This is a genomic window from Mycolicibacter algericus DSM 45454 (genome assembly GCF_002086455.1).
GTDB lineage: Bacteria > Actinomycetota > Actinomycetes > Mycobacteriales > Mycobacteriaceae > Mycobacterium > Mycobacterium algericum.
Genome location: NZ_MVHC01000018.1, coordinates 1 through 19,040, shown reverse-complemented (window position 1 = coordinate 19,040; position 19,040 = coordinate 1). Strand labels below are relative to the sequence as shown.

The following is a 19,040-nucleotide window of genomic DNA, read 5'->3' as shown; positions in this document are numbered from 1 at the left end:
CAAACGTAGTCAGGCTCGCCGGGGCGCGCCCAGTCTTTCGGCGCGCAGCATCTCCACCTCGGGCAGCTCCAGCGGCGCCAGCTCGCCGACCACCTTCGACAGCAGCACGTCGGCCAGTTCCGGATTGCGGGCCAGACACGGCCCGTGCAGGTAGGTGGCCACGACGCTGCCCTGCACCGCACCGTCGAATCCGTCGCCGGCCCGGTTGCCGGCGCCCTTGGTCACCTTGCTCAACGGCGATGCGGCCGGACCCAGCACGGTGCCGCCGCGGTGGTTCTCAAAGCCGGTCAAGGGTTGTGTCAGGCCCGCCAGCAGCGGGTCCCCGACCACCTCGCCGATAGTGCGCGTCTGCTGCGGTGCGGTGGTCACATCCAGCATGCCGACGCCGTCGACGCGTTCGCCGGCCGAGGTCTCATACCAGGCCCCGAGCACCTGGACCGCTGCGCAGATCGCCAGCACCGGTGCGCCGCGTTCGGCGGCGCGCTGCAGGCCCGGATACCGGATCAGGTGCCGGGTGGCCAGCCGCTGCGCGTAGTCCTCGGCGCCGCCGAGGGTGTAGAGGTCCAGTGACTCCGGGACCGGGTCGGCCAGGGTGATCTCGACGATCTCGGCGGCGATACCGCGCAGCGCCAGCCGCTGTCGCAGCACCACCGCGTTGCCGCTGTCGCCGTAGGTGCCCATCACGTCGGGCAGCACCAACCCGATCCGCACCGGATCAGCCACGGTCTAACCTCCGCTGCAGCTGCAGGAACGCGGTGTAGTTGGCGACCACCTCGACCGGCCCGGGCGGGCAGGAGGCGATCGCGGCGAGGGTGTCGTGCACCAGGGTGTGTTGCACACCGGCGTAGCCGAGTCGCACCGCCAGGTCGGTGCCGCGCTCGCCGGCCGCCACCACGTGGACACCCTCGAAGTGTTCGAACCGGACATCCCACAGCCAGGACAGGTCCTCGCCGTCGGGCACCTGCCCGTTGACAGCGATCACCACCCCGGCGGCGTGGTGGTCGACCATCGACAGGGCCTCCTGCCAGCCGGCCGGGTTCTTGGCCAGCAGCATGCGCACCGTGTGCTGGCCGACCTGCACCGACTTGTAGCGCCCGGCCACCTCGTCGACCGAGGAGACCGCGGCCACGGCCTTGACGGGGTCGGCGCCCAAGGCGACCGCGGCGGCGACGGCCTGGGCGGCGTTGCCACGGTTGACGGTGCCGGGCAGGGCGAGCCGCATCGGCAGCACCAGTCCGTCGGGCCCGTACAGCGAGTCGTCGTCGAACCACCACTGCGGGGCGGGCCGGGCGAAGTCGCATCCGGTGGAGGACCAGTGGTCGTCGCGTCGGTCGATCACCTCGCCGCTGCGCGGGCAGCTGACCGAATCGCCCGCCCAGCCGCCGCCGGCGGCGACCCACACCACGTCGGGACAGTCGTAGGCGGCCGAGGTCATCAGGATGTCGTCGCAGTTGGCGACCACGATCGTCTGCGGATGCCGGGCCAGGCCGGTGCGCAGGGCGCGTTCCACCGCGTTGATCTCCCCGACCCGGTCCAGCTGGTCGCGCGACAGGTTCAGCAACACCACCACCGTCGGCGACACCGCGTCGGCCACATGCGGCACATGCATCTCGTCGACCTCGAGTGCGGCCAGCTCGGCGGTGCGGTCGGCGGCCAGCGCCGCCACCAGCCCGGCGTCCATGTTGGCGCCCTCGGCGTTGGTGGCCACCGGGCCCAGGTCGCGCAGCGCGGCCGCGATCATCCGCGTGGTGGTCGACTTGCCGTTGGTGCCGGTGACGACGACGCTGCGCCGCCCGGTGCCGAGCTGACCCAGGATCGAGCGGTCCAGCGTCATCGCGACCAGGCCGCCGATCATCGCGCCGGCGCCGCGGCCGGTGATGCGAGACGCCCACCGGGCGCTCGCTCCGGCGGCCAGCGCGAGGCGTCCACGGGCGGTGATCACCCGGTGAGTCTAAATTGGGACGACACGGGCCCTCGCCGACCGCTATCGCTCACCCCGGCGTGCCATTCTCATGGCATGAGTGCGCTGTGGGGGCGCCCGGCCCGCGAATCCGGCGACGGCTGGGTGGTCGTCGACGTCGAGACGTCGGGGTTCCGGCCCGGGCAGGCCCGGGTGCTCAGCCTCGCGGCCCTGGCACTCGACGCCGACGGGCGAATCGAGAAGTCGGTGTCGCACCTGGTCAATCCGGGCACCGACCCGGGCCCCACCCATGTGCACGGGCTGACCGCCGAGATGCTGGCGGGCCAACCGCAGTTCGCCGATGTCGTCGACGAGGTCGCCGCGCTGCTGGCCGGCCGCACCCTGGTGGCCCACAACGTGGCATTCGACTACACGTTCCTGGCCGCCGAGGCCGAGATGGCCGGCGCGGAACTGCCCGTCGACTCGGTGATGTGCACCCTGGAGTTGACCCGGCGGCTCGACCTGGGCCTGGCCAACCTGCGGTTGCAGACACTGGCAGCGCACTGGGGTGTGGTGCAGACCAGGGCACACGACGCGCTCGATGACGCCCGAGTGCTGGCCGGCGTATTGGAGCCGGCCCTGCAACGCGCCCGGGAGCGTGACGTGTGGCTGCCGGTGCGGCCGGTGACCCGGCGTCGGTGGCCCAACGGCCGGATCACCCACGACGAACTGCGGCCGCTGAAGGCGCTGGCCTCGCGGATGCCGTGCGCCTACCTCAACCCGGGACGCTACGTGCGGGGACGCCCGCTGGTGCAGGGCATGCGGGTGGCGCTGTCGGCGGAATGCCGCCGCACCCATGAAGAACTCGTCGAACGGATCCTGTTCGCCGGGTTGGCCTACAGCGACGTCGTGGACGCCAACACCTCGCTGGTGATCTGCAACGACGACAGCCCGGAGCAGGGCAAGGGCTACCTGGCGCGGGAACTCGGCGTGCCGACGGTCTCCGACGAGCAGTTCATGAACGCCGTCACCGGGGTCGTCCAAGGCACCGACGTCGAGCAGTTCGCCGACACCGGCCCGGCCGGCGAGCAGATCTCGCTGTTCTGAGCGGCTCAGCCGAGCCGGGCCGCCCGGTTCACCGCCGAGACCACCGCCCGCAGTGACGCCGTGGTGATCGACGACGCGATCCCCACACCCCACACGGTGTGGTCACCCAGGGACGCTTCCACATACGCCGCGGCCTGGGCCTCCTCGCCGGCGCTCATCGCGTGCTCGGAGTAGTCCAGCACGTTGACGTGGATCCCGACGTCGCTCAACGCGTCGACGAACGCGGCCAGCGGCCCGTTGCCGGCGCCGGCGATCTCGGTCTCCACCCCGTCGACCAAGACCGTGGCCTCGATGCGGTCGGTGCCGTCGTCGGTCTCGGCGGCGATCAACCGCTGGTGCATCCGCTCCAGCGGACGGATCGGGTTCAGGTACTCCTCGGCGAACGCGTCCCACATCTCCTTGGGGGTGACCTCGCCGCCCTCGCCGTCGGTCAACTGCTGGATCACCTTGGAGAACTCGATCTGCAGCCGCCGTGGCAGTACCAGCCCGTGGTCGGTCTTCATCACGTAGGCCACCCCGCCCTTGCCTGACTGCGAGTTGACCCGGATCACCGCCTCATACGTGCGGCCCACGTCGCGCGGATCGATCGGCAGGTAGGGCACCTGCCAGAGCATGTCGTCGACATCCGAGTCGGCGGCATCGGCGTCGACCTTCATCTGGTCCAGGCCCTTGTTGATCGCGTCCTGGTGACTGCCGGAGAACGCGGTGTAGACCAGGTCGCCACCGTAGGGGTGGCGCTCGGGCACGCCCAGCTGGTTGCAGTACTCGACGGTGCGGCGGATCTCGTCGATGTTGGAGAAGTCGATCTGCGGGTCCACCCCACGCGAGAACAGGTTCAGCCCCAGCGTCACCAGGCAGACATTCCCGGTGCGCTCGCCGTTGCCGAACAGGCAGCCCTCGATGCGGTCCGCCCCGGCCTGATAGCCCAGCTCCGCTGCGGCGACAGCGGTGCCGCGGTCGTTGTGCGGGTGCAGGCTCAAGATGACCGAGTCGCGCCGCTTGAGGTTGCGGTGCATCCACTCGATCGAGTCGGCGTAGACATTGGGGGTGGCCATCTCCACGGTGGCCGGCAGGTTGAAGATGATCGGCGAGTCGGGCGATGGCTGGATCACATCGCCCACCGCATCACAGACCGCTTTGGCGTACTCCAGTTCGGTTCCGGTGTAGGACTCCGGGGAGTACTCGTAGCGCCACCGGGTGCCCGGATATTTGGCCGCCTCTTCCAGGCACTTGCGCGCCCCGGCCACCGCGATCTCCTGCACCGCGGCGCGGTCGGCACGGAAGACCACCCGGCGCTGCAGGATCGACGTCGAGTTGTAGAAGTGCACGATCACGTTCGGAGCGCCGTCGCAGGCCTCGAAGGTGCGCTCGATCAGCTCGTCGCGGCACTGCGTGAGCACCTGCAGCGTGACGTCGTCGGGGACGGCGCCGGCTTCGATGATTTCGCGGACGAAGTCGTAGTCGGTCTGGCTGGCCGAGGGGAACCCGACCTCGATCTCCTTGTAGCCCATCGCCACCAACAGGTCGAACATCCGACGCTTGCGGGCCGGGCTCATCGGGTCGATCAGCGCCTGGTTGCCGTCGCGCAGGTCGACGGCGCACCACATCGGGGCGCGCTCGATGACCCGGTCGGGCCAGGTGCGCATCGGCAGGGTGATGGGCTCCACCTCATCGGCGAAACTGCGGTACCGGCTGATCGGCATCGCCGAGCCGCGCTGGGTGTTCCAGCCGGGTTGGCCGGGGTTGGGCGGCCCGACGGGTTTGGTGATGCGGCGTCCCGACGTGAAGGCGTCTGGGGAGGCCTGCGAAAAACTGGTCACGGTGATTGCTCCGGGGTTCTCAGATGGAATTGGAGACCGGCGCATCGCGAAAGGCCCGCGACGGGAAGCCGGTCTGGATCAGACCCCGCCGCGGCGTCCGAGAAGGAGCACCCGCTGCACATCGTGGAGTTTACGCGCTCAGACGGCCGTTGCGGAAAACGGCCCCGGGCGCAGCGGCAGCGCCCAAAGCCGCTTCCCCTATTCTGGGACGAGCCCAGCCGAGGAAGGGACCAATAGTGGCGCTCGTCGTGCAGAAATACGGCGGCTCGTCGGTGGCCGACGCCGATCGGGTCCGCAGCGTCGCCGAGCGCATCGTCGAGACCAAGAACGACGGTGACGACGTCGTCGTGGTGTGCTCGGCGATGGGGGACACCACCGACGACCTGCTGGACCTGGCCCAACAGGTCTCGTCGGCGCCGCCGGCCCGGGAACTGGACATGCTGCTCACCGCAGGCGAGCGGATCTCCAACGCGCTGGTGGCGATGGCCGTCGAGGAGTTGGGCTGTCAGGCCCGCTCCTTCACCGGATCGCAGGCCGGGGTGATCACCACCGGCGTACACGGTAAGGCCAAGATCATCGACGTCACCCCGGGCCGGCTGCAGGCTGCGCTCGGCGAGAATCAGGTGGTGCTGGTCGCGGGCTTCCAGGGCGTCAGCCAGGACACCAAGGACGTCACCACGCTGGGCCGCGGCGGCTCGGACACCACCGCGGTGGCGCTGGCCGCGGCCCTGAACGCCGACGTCTGCGAGATCTACACCGACGTCGACGGCATCTACAGCTCCGACCCGCGCATCGTGCCCAACGCCAAGAAGTTGGACACCGTCACCTTCGAGGAGATGCTCGAGCTCGCCGCCTGCGGCGCCAAGGTGCTGATGCTGCGCTGCGTCGAGTACGCCCGCCGCTACCACCTGCCGATTCATGTGCGCTCGTCGTACACGGACAAGCCCGGCACCATCGTTACCGGATCGATCAAGGACATCCCCATGGAAGACGCGCTGCTGACCGGAGTCGCCCACGACAAGAGCGAAGCCAAGGTGACCGTCGTCGGCATCCCCGACCTGCCCGGCTACGCGGCCAAGATCTTCCGCGCGGTCGCCGACGCCGACATCAACATCGACATGGTGTTGCAGAACGTCTCCAAGCTCGAGGACGGCAAGACCGACATCACCTTCACCTGTCCGCGCGACAACGGCCCGGCCGCGGTGGCCAAGCTGGAATCGCTCAAGACCGAGATCGGCTTCACCGAGGTGCTCTACGACACCAACGTGGGCAAGGTGTCGCTGGTCGGAGCGGGCATGCGCAGCCACCCGGGCGTCACGGCAACCTTCTGCGAGACGCTGGCTGAAAACGGCATCAACATCGACCTGATCTCCACCTCCGAGATCCGCATCTCGGTGCTGGTGGCCGAGGACGACTTGGACAAGGCCGTGGTCGCGCTGCATCAGGCATTCGACCTCGGCGGCGACGAGGAAGCCACCGTCTACGCCGGAACGGGGCGCTGACGAATGGGTCGCCAGGGGTTATCAATCGGCATAGTCGGGGCCACCGGCCAGGTCGGCCAGGTGATGCGCACCCTGCTCGAGCAGCGCAACTTCCCCGCGGACAAACTGCGATTCTTCGCCTCGGCGCGGTCGGCCGGGCGCAAGCTGGAGTTCGGCGGCGTCGAGATCGAGGTCGAGGACGCCGAGACCGCCGACCCCGCCGGCCTGGACATCGCGCTGTTCTCGGCGGGTGGGGCGATGTCGAAGGTGCAGGCGCCGCGGTTCGCCGCCGCCGGGGTCACGGTGATCGACAACTCGTCGGCGTGGCGCAAGGACCCCGACGTTCCGCTGGTCGTCGCAGAGGTGAACTACGACCGGGACGTGCGCGGGAAGAAGTTGGCCAAGGGCATCATCGCCAACCCGAACTGCACCACCATGGCGGCGATGCCGGTGCTCAAGCCGTTGCATGAGGAGGCCGGCCTGACCCGGCTGATCGTCTCGACCTATCAGGCGGTCTCGGGCAGCGGACTGGCCGGGGTCCAGGAGCTTGCCGAGCAGGTCCGTGCGGTCGCCGACGGCGCCGAGCAGTTGGTGCACGACGGCGGCGCGGTGCAGTTCCCGCCGCCGAACACCTACGTCGCGCCGATCGCCTTCAACGTGGTGGCGCTGGCCGGTTCGCTGGTCGACGACGGCTCCGGTGAAACCGACGAGGACCAGAAGCTGCGCTACGAGAGCCGCAAGATCCTCGGCATTCCGGAGCTGCTGGTCAGCGGCACCTGTGTGCGGGTGCCGGTGTTCACCGGGCACTCGCTGTCGATCAACGCCGAGTTCGCGCGGCCGTTGTCGCCGCAACGGGCCGCCGAGCTGCTGGACGCCGCCCCCGGGGTGACGCTGACCGATGTGCCCACCCCGCTGGCCGCCGCCGGCGCGGACGACTCGCTGGTGGGCCGGATCCGGGTGGACCCGGGCGCGCCCGACGGGCACGGCCTGGCATTGTTCGTGTCCGGTGACAACCTGCGTAAGGGCGCTGCGCTCAACACGATTCAGATCGCCGAGCTGCTCGCCGCGTCCTAGTCCGGCAGCGTTGGGCGCCGAACGTGCACCGGCTGCGAAAGATCGCAACGAATCTCGCGGTGATTGCACGCTCGGCGACGGGTATGGCCGTGGCGGCGCTGCTGACGGGCCCGCTGGTCGCCCACGCCGAACCGCCGGCGCCGATCCCGCGTCCGGTGTTGTGGCCGCTGGCCGAAGGGCAGGTGGTCCGGATCGGCCCGAGTGCGGGAACCGGCACGCTCACCGGTGATTACGGCATCGGCGCGACCGATCTGTGCGAGTTCATGGAGTTCCCCAGCGCGGTGCTGCAGATCTGCGGGGACAGCTTCGCCGGGCAAGGCGTGGGGTTCGGTGGCTGGTACTCGCCGATCGCGCTGCGGCTCGACCCGGACTCGGTCGACGACTCCGTCGGGGTGCGCTATACCGGCGTGCTCGGGGTGGACCGGCCGCTGCTGGCCGACCCGTCGCCGGCCGGCAGCACGCAGTTGCCGGCCGGGATCGTCTCGATCAACCGCACCAACTACCTGATGGTGACCACCGCCAAGATGCTGGTGCCGCAGACGTCACGGCTGGTGAAAGCCGATCCGGCGCAACCGGGTTGGCAGACGGTGCCGGGATCGGTGCGGGCGGCCTCCTACCAGGATTTCGGTCAGTCCCAGATCAGCGGCTACTACGATCCGGTTCCGACACCGGATTCGGTCACCGGCTGGGTGTACGTCGTGGCCAACAACTTCGACCGCAGCGCGTCGGTGACGCTGTATCGGGTCACCCCGGACAAGTTCACCGACCGGTCGGCCTGGCAGGGCTGGGCCGCCGGAACGGGCTGGGGCCACAAGCCCACGCCGTTGTGGAACGACCAGATCGGCGAGCTCAGCCTGCGCCAGATCGACGGCAAGCCGGTGCTGTCCTACTTCAACGGCACCACCGGGAACATGGAGGTGCGGGTGGCCTACGACCCGACCGGTCTCGGGACGGCTCCGGTGACCACGGTGGTACAGCACGCCGAGTGGCCGGACCCGCCGGTGCCGGTCGAGACACTGCCGTCGCCGTTCGACAACCGGCTGGCCCAGCCGTACGGCGGCTACATCTCACCGGGGTCGACGCTGGACGAACTGCGGGTGTTCATCAGCCAGTGGAACAACAGCGAGCCGTGGGCACGGGCGCCGTATCGGGTGATCCAGTTCGCGGTCAACCCCTTCAAGCCCTGGTCGGCCGGCATCGTTCATAGCTGACGCATAGCCGGCACCTAGCGGTTGAGGGTGGTTGCCCACGCACGATGTCAACCATGAGCGAAACACCCGAAACCACGACTCCGCCGGCCACACCGCCCGGCCCCGTCGAGCCGAAGCCGTACTGGGTTTATCGGCTCGCCGCCTGGGTGGCCATCGTCGCCGGCGTCGTCTTCATCGTCTCGTCGATCTTCTTCGCCGGAGTGTGGGCCAGCAAGGGCGGCCCGCGCGGGCACCACTGCCACCACGGCCCTCATCACGGCGCGATGTTCCACAAGGGGTTCCACAAGGGGTTTGACAAGGGCTTCCACGACGGTCCCCGCCAGGGTCCCGACCACGGCCCCGGCCGGATGGGGCCGCCGCCGGGACCGGAAGGCCCGGGACCCAGCGAGGTTCCGCCGTCGGTCACCCGCCCCCCGGCGCCCACGCCGGGCCGGTAAGCCCCGGCCACGAACAACCAGCCGCCGCCCCTCCCGAAGGGCGGCGGCTGGCGTCGTTGTCAGGCATGATTGGGCGATATGACCGAAACACCTGCACCGAAGCCGCCGCCACCGCCGCCACCGGCAGCACCGGCGGCCAAACCGAACAGGCTGTATCAGGCCGCAGCGTGGGTGGTGATCGTCGCCGGGACCGTATTCATCGCCGCGGTGATCTTCTGCGCCGGCAGCTACCTCAGTAACGGTGGTTGGCACGGACACCAGCACGGGCATTGCATGATGCACCACGGCCCGCCGATGGGCCCCGGCTTCGGGCCCGCCGGCCCCGGCAACGAACCGGGCTGGCCGGGGTTCCGTCCCGCCGGCCCGGGTAATCCGCCCGGCGGTCCGGTCGGTCCGCCGCCGGGGCCGCCGTCCGCGCCCCCGGCGCCGCCGCACCGGTAATTCCCACGAGACCCGCCGAGGGTGCGGTTTCCGACGCCTCGCATGGCGAGTCACGCAGGAAACCGCACACTCGCGGGCCCCTTTAGCCAAAACCCTTTGAGCAAAAGAGGAGATTGACCGATGGCCGAGCATCACACCACCACCGAGGCCGGTGCGCCGGCACCGAGCGACACCGACTCGTTGACGGTCGGCCCGGACGGCCCGATCCTGCTGCAGGACCATTACCTGCTCGAGCAGATGGCGATGTTCAACCGGGAGCGCACCCCGGAACGCCAGCCGCACGCCAAGGGGGGCGGGGCATTCGGGCACCTCGAGGTGACGGCCGACGTCAGCGCCTACACCCGAGCGGCGGTGTTCGCGCCGGGCGCCAAAACCGAGATGCTGGCCCGGTTCTCCACCGTCGCCGGTGAACGCGGCAGCCCCGACACCTGGCGCGACGTGCGTGGATTCGCACTGAAGTTCTACACCGCGCAAGGCAACTTCGACATCGTCGGCAACAACACCCCGGTCTTCTTCTTCCGGGACCCGATGAAGTTCCAGCACTTCATCCGATCCCAAAAACGGCTGGTGGCAAGCAATCTGCGCGACCACCACATGCAGTGGGACTTCTGGACGCTCAGCCCGGAGTCGGCCCATCAGGTGACCTACCTGATGGGCGACCGCGGCCTGCCAAAATCCTGGCGGCACATGAACGGCTACGGCAGCCACACCTACAGCTGGAGCAACGCGGCCGGCGAGATCTTCTGGGTGAAGTACCACTTCATCAGCGACCAGGGTGTCGAGAACCTCAGCCAGGAAGAAGGGGAGCGGCTCGCGGGAGCCGACGCCGACTACCACCAGCGCGATCTCTACGACGCGATCGAACGCGGCGACCACCCGAGCTGGGCGGTGAAGGTGCAGATCATGCCGTTCGAGGACGCCAAGACCTACCGGCTCAACCCGTTCGATCTCACCAAGGTGTGGCCGCACGCCGACTACCCGCTGATCGACGTCGGTCGTTTCACCCTGGACCGCAACGTCGCCGATTACCACAACGAGATCGAGCAGGCGGCGTTCGAACCGAGCAACACCGTGCCCGGCACCGGGCTGAGCCCCGACAAGATGCTGCTGGCCCGCGGCTTCTCCTACGCCGACGCCCACCGCGCCCGGATCGGGACCAACTACAACCAGCTACCGGTCAACGCGCCCAAGACCGACGTGCACACGTACTCCAAGGACGGCAAAATGCGGTTCCGCAACGCGTCCGACCCGGTGTACGCGCCGAACTCGGTCGGGGGCCCGGTCGCCGACTCGGCTCGCGCCGCCGAAGTGCGCTGGCATGCCGACGGTGACATGGTGCGTGCGGCGTACACGCTGCGTGACGACGATGACGATTTTGGGCAGGCTGGAACCCTGGTCCGTCACGTGTTCGACGACGAGCAGCGGAAACGGTTGGCGGCCAACATCATCGGCCATGTCTCCGCCGGCGTTCGCGAGCCGGTGCTGTCCCGGGTGTTCGAGTACTGGCACAACGTCGATGAGGACCTGGGTCGCGATGTGGAGGCCGGGGTGCGGGCCAACCTTGCCTGACGGCCGGGCCGCCGGACTGGCATGATCGGGCCATGAGCATCAAAGTCGTTTTCGCCACCGAGTCGACCGCGACCGGCGGTGGCCGAGACGGCCACGTTCGCTCCGCGACCGGCCGCGTCGACCTGGACACCCGCCCGCCCCGCGAGTTGGGCGGGGACGGTGAAGGCACCAACCCCGAGGAACTGTTCTCCGCGGGCTACGCGGCGTGTTTCCTGGGCGCCCTGCGACTGGTGGCGCGCCGGTCCGCGGTCGCCCTGGACGACGAGAGCAACGTCACCGTCCAGGTCGCGCTGGGCAAGGACGTCGCCACCGAGGAGTTCGGCCTGACCGGCACCATCATCGGGAATCTGCCTGGGCTGTCGCAGGCCATCGCCGACGACCTGATGGCCCAGGCCCACGAGGTGTGCCCATACTCGAGAGCCACCCGCGGAAACGCCGACTTCATCGTTTCGGCGAAGGTATAGCGTGCGGGCCGCCGCGACGTTCATGGTGGCGGGCCTGGGCCTGGCCGTGACCTCCACGGCGACCGCCCCGGCCGCTGTGGCGCGGCCTTCTGAACCCGGCGTGGTGTCCTACGCGGTGTTGCCCAAGGGCTCGGTCGGCAACATCGTCGGCGCCCCGATGACCTGGGACGCGCCGTCCGGCCAGCCGTTCCAGGCGTTCTGGGTCGACGATCCGGCCTGCAACAACTGGGCCGACATCGGCCTGCCCGAGGTCTACAACGACCCCGACCTGGCGTCCTTCAACAGCGCGGTCACCCAGACCGCGGCCAACGACCAGACGCATTTCGTCAAGCAGGCGGTGGGGGTGTTCGCCACCGAGGCCGCCGCCGACCGGGCCTTCCACCGCATCACCGACCGCACCGCCGGGTGCTCGGGGCGCACCACCGCGATGCACCTGGACAACGGGGCCACCCAGGTGTGGGCGTTCGACGGCGGGCCGGCCGGGGCGATCGACGCCGCTTGGGTCAAGCAGGAAGCCGGCACCGATCGGCGCTGTTTCAACCAGACCCGGCTGCGGCTCAACGTGCTGCTGCAGGCCAAGGTCTGCCAGTCCGGTAACGCCGGGCCGGCGGTGAACGTGCTGGCAGGAGCGATGCAGAACTCGCTGGGCCAGTAAAGGGCCGTCACGGTGTCGGGTGGCTCCGGTAACGTCGACAAGATCGACGGGCGGAGGGGTTGATATATGGCGCTCGCCGCGGCGACTCAACTGTCCCGCGTCGATGAGCCTTGCCCCGCCGAGACCGAACTGTCCGGTTCCGCCGAAGCCGCCGAGTACATCGCCGACCGCTGCCTCACCGATGGGCCGCCGGGCCGGGTGGGCTTAGAGATCGAGGCCCACTGCTTCGACCCGGCCGATCCGCTTCGGCGACCCGGTTGGGCGGAGATCGGTGAGGTGCTGCGGTCGCTTCCCGGGTTGCCGGGCGGCAGCAGGGTCACCGTGGAACCCGGTGGCGCGGTGGAGTTGTCCAGCCCGCCGTTGGCCGGTGCACCCGCCGCGATCGCAGCAATGGCCGCCGATCAGGCGGTGCTGCGAGCCGCGTTCGCCGAGGCCGGACTGGGGCTGGTGGCCCTCGGTGCCGACCCGTTGCGGCCGACGCAGCGCATCAACCCGGGCCCGCGTTACGCGGCGATGGAGCAGTTCTTCGCCGCCAGCCACACCGGTTCGGCCGGTGCGGCGATGATGACGTCGACGGCGTCGGTCCAGCTCAATCTGGATGCCGGCCGGCGTTCCAGGTGGGCCGACCGGGTACGGCTGGCGCACGCTTTGGGCCCGACCATGGTCGCGATCGCCGCCAATTCCCCACTGTTGAGCGGGGAGTTCTCCGGCTGGCGTTCCACCCGGCAACGGGTCTGGAGCCGGCTGGACTCGATGCGGTGCGGTCCCGTCCTGGGACTGGACGGCACCGACCCGGCCTCCGATTGGGCGCGCTACGCCCTGAAGGCGCCGGTGATGCTGGTGCATGCACCCGACGCCATCCCGGTCAGCCGGTATGTGCCGTTCGCCGACTGGGCCGACGGACGGGTGCGGCTGGGTGGCCGCCGCGCCGCCCTCGCCGACCTCGACTACCACCTGACCACGTTGTTCCCGCCGGTGCGCCCCCGCGGCTGGCTGGAAATCCGCTACCTCGACAGCGTCGGTGATGCGCTCTGGCCGGCGATCGTCTTCACCTTGGCGACCCTGCTCGACGACCCGGCCGCGGCCGACGCCGCCGCCGAGGCCGTCGCGCCCGTCGCGACCGCCTGGGACGTCGCCGCCCGGATCGGCCTGGCCGACCCGCGGCTGCACGCGGCCGCCCGGCGATGCGTGGGGCTGGTGGCCGGCCGGGCACCGGCCTCGCTGCGTGACGGGATGGACCGGTTGGCCGAGATGGTCGAATGGGCCCGCTGCCCGGCCGACGACGTCGCCGACGAGGTGGCTCGCACCGGGGTGACCGCGACGGTGGCGAGGCTGGCGGGAGGACGGTCGTGACCGAGGGCGTCACCAAGGCCCTCACCAAGGCCCTCACCAAGGCCGAGACGCTGGCCGGTGAGCTGTCCCGGGCACGGGAACGCACGCTGGCGCTCGTCGACTTCGACGAGGCCGAACTGCATCGCCAGTACGACCCGCTGATGAGCCCGTTGGTGTGGGACCTGGCCCATATCGGCCAGCAGGAGGAGCTGTGGCTGCTGCGCGGCGGGGACCCGGACCGGCCCGGAATGCTGCCGGCCGACGTCGAGGGCCTCTACGACGCCTTCGTCCATCCGCGGGCCAGCCGCGTCGACCTGCCGCTGCTCTCCCCGGAGCAGGCCCGGAAATATTGCGCCACGGTCCGATCCAAGGTGTTCGACGAACTGAACGCGTTGCCCGGTGATTTCGCGGACGGTTTCGTGTTCGGGATGGTGGTCAGTCACGAACACCAGCACAACGAGACCATGCTGCAGGCACTGAACCTGCGCACCGGGGCGCCGCTGCTCGACGCCGGCCGCCCCCTGCCGGCAGGCCGGCCCGGCGTGGCCGGGACCTCGGTGCTGGTGCCGGCCGGCGAGTTCGTGCTCGGCGTCGATGCCACCGCCGAACCCTTCGCGCTCGACAACGAGCGGCCGGCGCATCGCGTGGAGGTCGCGGCCTTCCGGATCGGCCGGGTGCCGGTGAGCAACGCCGAATGGCGGGCGTTCATCGACGACGGCGGCTACCGGCAACCGCGGTGGTGGACCGAGCGCGGCTGGTCCCACCGGATGCAGGCCGGGCTGACCGCACCACAGTTCTGGAGTCCCGACCACACCTGTCGGACCCGCTTCGGCCACCTCGAGGACCTCCCCGACGACGAACCGGTGCAACACGTCAGCTACTTCGAGGCGCAGGCCTACGCGACCTGGGCCGGCGCCCGGCTGCCCACCGAGATCGAATGGGAGAAGGCCTGCGCGTGGGATCCGCAGGCGGGGGCGCGACGTCGCCGCCCCTGGGGCGACGGCGAGGCGACGGCCCAACTGGCCAACCTCGGCGGTGCGGCACTGCGCCCGGCCCCGGTCGGGGCGTACCCGAACGGCGCATCGGCCTACGGGGCCGAACAGCTGCTCGGCGACGTCTGGGAGTGGACCAGCTCCCCGCTGCAACCGTGGCCGGGCTTTACACCGATGATCTACCAACGCTATTCCGAGCCGTTCTTCGGCGGCGACTACCGGGTGCTGCGCGGCGGGTCATGGGCGGTCGCGCCCGAGACCCTACGGCCCAGCTTCCGCAACTGGGATCACCCGTACCGTCGGCAGATCTTCGCCGGCGTCCGCTTGGCCTGGGACGTCTGATGTGCCGGCATCTGGGCTGGCTGGGCAGCCCGCGTTCGCTGGCCGAGTTGATGCTGGATCCGCCGTACGGTCTGCTGGTGCAGTCCTATGCGCCGCGCCGCCAACAGCACGGGCTGCTCAACGCCGACGGGTGGGGCGCCGGGTTCTTCGATGTCAGCGGCAGCGGCGAACCGCGGCGCTGGCGCAGCGCCTCGCCGCTGTGGAGTGACACCTCGTTCGCGTCGGTGGCGCCGGTGTTGTCGAGTCATTGTGTGGTGGCCGCGGTGCGCTCGGCCACCGTCGGCATGCCGATCGAGGCCAGTGCGACCGCCCCGTTCGCGGGAGGCAACTGGCTGCTGTCGCACAACGGCGTGGTGAACCGCGCGGTGCTGTCCAGCCACGCAAAGGCCGAATCCGTCTGCGACAGCGCGATACTGGCCGCGACGATCTTCGAGCACGGGGTGGACTCGTTGGCGGAGGTGATCGTCGAGACCGCCGCGGCCGATCCGCAGGCGCGGCTGAACATCTTGGCCGCCAACGGCTCCCGTCTGTTGGCCACCACCTGGGGGGATACCTTGTCGATGTTGCACGGTGCCGACGGTGTGGTGCTGGCCAGCGAACCCTACGACGACGACCCGCGCTGGATAGACATACCGGACCGGCACCTGGTCGACGCCCATGACGGCGAGGTCAGTGTCACCGCGTTGGAAGGAAGTCGATGACGGGGTTCGATGCGGCGGTCTCGCTGTCCAATCATCTGGCCGCCGACGCCGCCCGCACCGCGCTGCGCGACGACGTCCGGTTCGGCCTGCAACAAGATCCGAAAACGTTGCCGCCCAAATGGTTCTACGATGACGTCGGCAGCGAACTGTTCGATCGGATCACCCGGTTGCCGGAGTACTATCCGACCCGCGCCGAGACGGAGATCCTGCGCGAACACTCCGCGGAGGTGGCGGCGCTGTCCGCCGCGGACACCCTGGTCGAGTTGGGCAGCGGCACCTCAGCGAAGACCCGGATGCTGCTCGATGCGCTGCAGAACACCGGAGCGCTGCGTCGTTTCGTCCCGTTCGACGTCGACGCCGGCATCTTGGAGACGGCGGGGGAGGCCATCGCCCGCGACTATCCCGGGGTGCAGGTGCACGCCGTCTGCGGCGACTTCGAGCACCATCTGGCGCAGATCCCCGACGGGGGCAGGCGGCTGTTCGTGTTTCTCGGGTCCACCATCGGCAACCTGACGGCGGGTCCACGTGCCGACTTCCTGGCGGATCTCTCCGCGGTGATGCGCGACGGCGACGGCCTACTGCTGGGAACCGACCTGGTCAAGGACACCGCGCGGCTGGTGCGTGCCTACGACGATGCCGCCGGCATCACGGCGGCCTTCAACCGCAACGTGCTCGCCGTGGTCAACCGGGAACTCGGCGCCGACTTCGACTTGGACGCGTTCGCTCATGTGGCGCGGTGGAATTCCGGCGAGCAGCGCATCGAGATGTGGTTGCGGTCGCGCCACCGGCAGCGCGTGGTGATCACGGCGCTGGACCTGGCCGTCGAGTTCGCGGCCGGCGAGGAGATGCTGACCGAGGTGTCGTGCAAGTTCCGACCGGACCAGGTCGCCGCCGAGCTGGCCGCCGCGGGGCTGCGCCGCCGGCGATGGTGGACCGACGCCGCCGGCGATTTCGGCCTGTCGCTCGCCGTCAGATGAGCCTTGCCGACGCGTGGCGGGCAGCGCGTCCGCCGGTCGCCGGACTGCACTTGGACAGCGCCGCCTGCTCGCGGCAGAGCCATGCCGCCATGGACGCCGCCGCCCGCCACGCCCGCCATGAGGCCGAGGTCGGCGGCTACGTCGCCGCCGAGGCCGCCGCACCGGTGCTTCGCACCGCCCGGGCCGCGTTCGCGGCACTGACCGGCATGGCTGCCGCCGACGTCGAGTTCAGCACCGGGTCGCGGCACGCGCTGGAACTGCTGCTGTCCCGGTGGCCCGCCGCCGGTCGCACGCTGGCCTGCCTGCCCGGGGAGTACGGCCCCAATCTGGCGATCATGGCGGCGCACGGCTTCGCCACCCGGATGCTGCCGGTCGATGCCGCCGGCCGGCTGGTGCTCGAGGAGGCGGCGGCCGCGCTTGCCGCCGACCCGCCGAGCCTGGTGCACCTGACCCCGGTGGGCAGCCATCGGGGACTGGTACAGCCGCTGGCCGGCATGGCGCAGCTGTGCGCGGACGCGGGGGTGCCGCTGGTGGTCGACGCCGCCCAGGCATTGGGTCACATCGACTGCGCCGTCGGTGCCGACGCGGTGTATTCGTCGTCGCGCAAGTGGCTGGCCGGTCCCCGCGGCGTGGGGGCGCTGGCGATACGGTCGCAGCTAGCCGCGCGGCTGCAGCCCGCACCGCCCGGCGGTGATGTGAATGTCGCTGCGCAGGTGGGGTTTTCCGCTGCCGTGGCTGAGCATCTGGCGGCCGGGCCGGCGGAGGTGCGGGCCCGATTGGCCGACGTGGGGTCGCTGAGCCGGCGGGTGCTGGCGGCAGTGCCGGGCTGGCGAGTGGTCGAGCCGGTCGACGAACCCAGCGCGATCACCACACTGGCACCGCTGGCCGGTGCCGACCCGGTGGCGGTGCGCTCCGCACTGCTCGCCGAGCACCGCATCGTCACCACCGCGGCCGGCGTCGAACGCGCACCGCGGGAACTGACCTCGCCGGTGCTGCGGATCTCACCGCACGTCGACACCACTGAGGCGGACTTGGCGACGTTCGCCCAGGCTTTGGTGGCCGTGACCGCAGCGTGCTGAACCGCTGCAGATCCAGCACCGTTTCCCGATTGAGCCATCCGTGATGTGGGTATGGACGAAAACGCCGCCCGTAAACGGGGGGAGGCCACATGGGGGGACGGTGCAGTTATGACCACATTGAAATCGGAGCGCGCTCGCTCCACCAAAGGCCGGCTGGGCCTGGCCGAGATTCTGGTGCTGCTGGCCGGCGGGGGGCAGCCGCCGATCAAGATCACCGCGTATGACGGCAGCAGCGTCGGGCCTGATGACGCCGCGCTGGGCGTGGATCTGCTCAATCCGCGCGCCACCACCTACCTGGCCACCTCGCTGGGACAACTGGGGATCGCCCGGTCCTACATCGCCGGTGACCTGGAATTGCGCGGCGTGCACCCGGGAAACCCCTACGAGGTCCTCAACGCGCTGGCGGACCTGGAGTTCAAACAGCCCTCACCGCAGGCGCTGCTGAACATCATCCGGTCGATCGGTTTTCGGCACTTCAAGCCGATCGCCCCGCCGCCGGAGGAAGCGCCGGCCAAGTGGCGCCGCACCGCGGCGGGCCTGCGGCACTCCAAGGCACGTGACGCCGATGCCATCCACCACCACTACGACGTGTCCAACACCTTCTACGAGTGGGTGCTGGGTCCGTCGATGACCTATACCTGCGCGATCTACCCGAACGCCGACGCGACCCTGGAGGACGCCCAGGAGAACAAGTACCGGCTGATCTTCGACAAGCTGCGGCTGCAACCGGGCGATCGGCTGCTCGACGTCGGCTGCGGCTGGGGCGGCATGGTGCGCTACGCCGCCCGGCGCGGGGTGCGCGCAGTCGGCGCCACCCTGTCGGGCGAGCAGGTCGACTGGGCGCAGCGGGCGATCGCCGACGAAGGGCTCTCCGATCTGGCCGAAGTCCGGCACTGCGACTACCGCGACGTGGCCGAGACCGGATTCGACGCGGTCTCCTCGATCGGACTCACCGAGCACATCGGGGTGAAGAACTACCCGTCGTACTTCGGTTTCCTCAAGTCGAAGCTGCGTTCCGGTGGCCTGCTGCTCAACCACTGCATCACCTTGCCGGACAACTCGACGTTCAAGGGTGACGCGTTCACCGACCGGTATGTCTTTCCCGACGGCGAGATCACCGGCGCGGGGCGAGTGATCACCGAGATCCAGCAAGCTGGTTTCGAGGTGGTGCACGAGGAGGACTTCCGGCATCACTACGCCAAGATACTGCGCGGCTGGAGCCAGAACCTGGTCGACCACTGGGACGAGGCCGTCGCCGAGGTCGGCTTGGGCCGCGCCAAGGTGTGGGGCCTGTACATGGCGGCGTCAGTACTCGGCTTCGAGCGCAACCTGTTTCAGCTGCACCACGTGTTGGCCACCAAGGTCGGTGAGCGAGGCGAGGACGGGGGCTTGCCGCTGCGGCCCTGGTGGCAGCCCTAACAACCGCTCGGCGCGCCGGCCCCGACCGAGGGGCCGGCG

Annotated in this window: 18 protein-coding genes; 15 read left to right on the top strand and 3 right to left on the bottom strand. The window is 69.9% G+C overall.

What is annotated here, in order from left to right; all coding sequences use genetic code 11:
- Positions 1-9: 9 nt before the first annotated feature.
- Both BST10_RS15605 and BST10_RS15600 read right to left on the bottom strand, forming a co-directional pair.
- Positions 10-723, bottom strand: coding sequence for a type 1 glutamine amidotransferase (locus BST10_RS15605; protein WP_083038846.1), 714 nt, complete (start codon positions 721-723; stop codon positions 10-12).
- Positions 716-1,942 (bottom strand): Mur ligase family protein, encoded by a 1,227-nt coding sequence (locus BST10_RS15600; protein WP_083038844.1) that lies wholly within the window; start codon positions 1,940-1,942, stop codon positions 716-718. Before BST10_RS15600 ends, BST10_RS15605 begins: the two co-directional genes overlap by 8 nt.
- Before the next feature lie 75 nt (positions 1,943-2,017).
- On the opposite strand from BST10_RS15600, the gene BST10_RS15595 reads away from it, so the two are divergent.
- Positions 2,018-3,007, top strand: coding sequence for a DEDDh family exonuclease (locus BST10_RS15595; protein WP_083038842.1), 990 nt, complete (start codon positions 2,018-2,020; stop codon positions 3,005-3,007).
- Positions 3,008-3,012: 5 nt separating this feature from the next.
- Here the strand turns inward: BST10_RS15595 and leuA are convergent, their stop codons facing one another.
- Positions 3,013-4,827, bottom strand: a complete 1,815-nt coding sequence (leuA, locus tag BST10_RS15590) for a 2-isopropylmalate synthase (protein WP_083038840.1) — start codon at positions 4,825-4,827, stop codon at positions 3,013-3,015.
- 236 nt (positions 4,828-5,063) lie between these two features.
- On the opposite strand from leuA, the gene BST10_RS15585 reads away from it, so the two are divergent.
- The 14 genes from BST10_RS15585 to BST10_RS15520 all read left to right on the top strand — a co-directional run bounded on the left by BST10_RS15585 (position 5,064) and on the right by BST10_RS15520 (position 19,001).
- Positions 5,064-6,329, top strand: coding sequence for an aspartate kinase (locus BST10_RS15585; protein ID WP_083038838.1), 1,266 nt, complete (start codon positions 5,064-5,066; stop codon positions 6,327-6,329).
- 3 nt (positions 6,330-6,332) lie between these two features.
- On the top strand, positions 6,333-7,382 hold the full coding sequence (locus tag BST10_RS15580; protein WP_083038836.1) for an aspartate-semialdehyde dehydrogenase: 1,050 nt from the start codon (positions 6,333-6,335) through the stop codon (positions 7,380-7,382).
- Positions 7,383-7,465: 83 nt separating this feature from the next.
- Positions 7,466-8,593, top strand: coding sequence for a DUF4185 domain-containing protein (locus BST10_RS15575; RefSeq protein WP_013830910.1), 1,128 nt, complete (start codon positions 7,466-7,468; stop codon positions 8,591-8,593).
- Between the two features lie 53 nt (positions 8,594-8,646).
- The gene (locus tag BST10_RS15570; protein ID WP_083038834.1) at positions 8,647-9,030 is read left to right on the top strand and encodes a hypothetical protein; all 384 of its coding nucleotides are present in this window, start codon (positions 8,647-8,649) and stop codon (positions 9,028-9,030) included.
- A 78-nt stretch (positions 9,031-9,108) separates the two neighbouring features.
- On the top strand, positions 9,109-9,471 hold the full coding sequence (locus tag BST10_RS22600; protein WP_041319055.1) for a hypothetical protein: 363 nt from the start codon (positions 9,109-9,111) through the stop codon (positions 9,469-9,471).
- 120 nt (positions 9,472-9,591) lie between these two features.
- A complete protein-coding gene (locus BST10_RS15560) occupies positions 9,592-11,040 on the top strand; it encodes a catalase (RefSeq protein ID WP_083038832.1) in 1,449 nt (482 codons plus the stop codon).
- 32 nt (positions 11,041-11,072) lie between these two features.
- On the top strand, positions 11,073-11,504 hold the full coding sequence (locus tag BST10_RS15555) for an organic hydroperoxide resistance protein (RefSeq protein WP_083038830.1): 432 nt from the start codon (positions 11,073-11,075) through the stop codon (positions 11,502-11,504).
- A gap of 1 nt (position 11,505) precedes the next feature.
- Positions 11,506-12,159 carry a sensor domain-containing protein gene (locus BST10_RS15550; RefSeq protein WP_371869171.1) on the top strand — a complete coding sequence of 218 codons (654 nt, stop codon included), beginning with the start codon at positions 11,506-11,508 and terminating at the stop codon, positions 12,157-12,159.
- A gap of 66 nt (positions 12,160-12,225) precedes the next feature.
- Positions 12,226-13,512: an ergothioneine biosynthesis glutamate--cysteine ligase EgtA gene (gene egtA, locus BST10_RS15545; RefSeq protein WP_083038828.1), complete on the top strand. Its 1,287-nt coding sequence runs from the start codon at positions 12,226-12,228 to the stop codon at positions 13,510-13,512.
- Positions 13,509-14,825 (top strand): ergothioneine biosynthesis protein EgtB, encoded by a 1,317-nt coding sequence (gene egtB, locus BST10_RS15540; protein ID WP_083038826.1) that lies wholly within the window; start codon positions 13,509-13,511, stop codon positions 14,823-14,825. Before egtA ends, egtB begins: the two co-directional genes overlap by 4 nt.
- Positions 14,825-15,526: an ergothioneine biosynthesis protein EgtC gene (gene egtC, locus BST10_RS15535; protein ID WP_083038824.1), complete on the top strand. Its 702-nt coding sequence runs from the start codon at positions 14,825-14,827 to the stop codon at positions 15,524-15,526. The genes egtB and egtC overlap by 1 nt, the downstream gene beginning before the upstream one ends.
- Positions 15,523-16,503, top strand: coding sequence for an L-histidine N(alpha)-methyltransferase (gene egtD / locus BST10_RS15530; RefSeq protein ID WP_083038822.1), 981 nt, complete (start codon positions 15,523-15,525; stop codon positions 16,501-16,503). The genes egtC and egtD overlap by 4 nt, the downstream gene beginning before the upstream one ends.
- Positions 16,452-17,582, top strand: a complete 1,131-nt coding sequence (gene egtE / locus BST10_RS15525) for an ergothioneine biosynthesis PLP-dependent enzyme EgtE (RefSeq protein WP_371869169.1) — start codon at positions 16,452-16,454, stop codon at positions 17,580-17,582. Before egtD ends, egtE begins: the two co-directional genes overlap by 52 nt.
- Before the next feature lie 108 nt (positions 17,583-17,690).
- Positions 17,691-19,001 (top strand): class I SAM-dependent methyltransferase, encoded by a 1,311-nt coding sequence (locus BST10_RS15520; RefSeq protein ID WP_109559540.1) that lies wholly within the window; start codon positions 17,691-17,693, stop codon positions 18,999-19,001.
- Positions 19,002-19,040 lie beyond the last annotated feature (39 nt).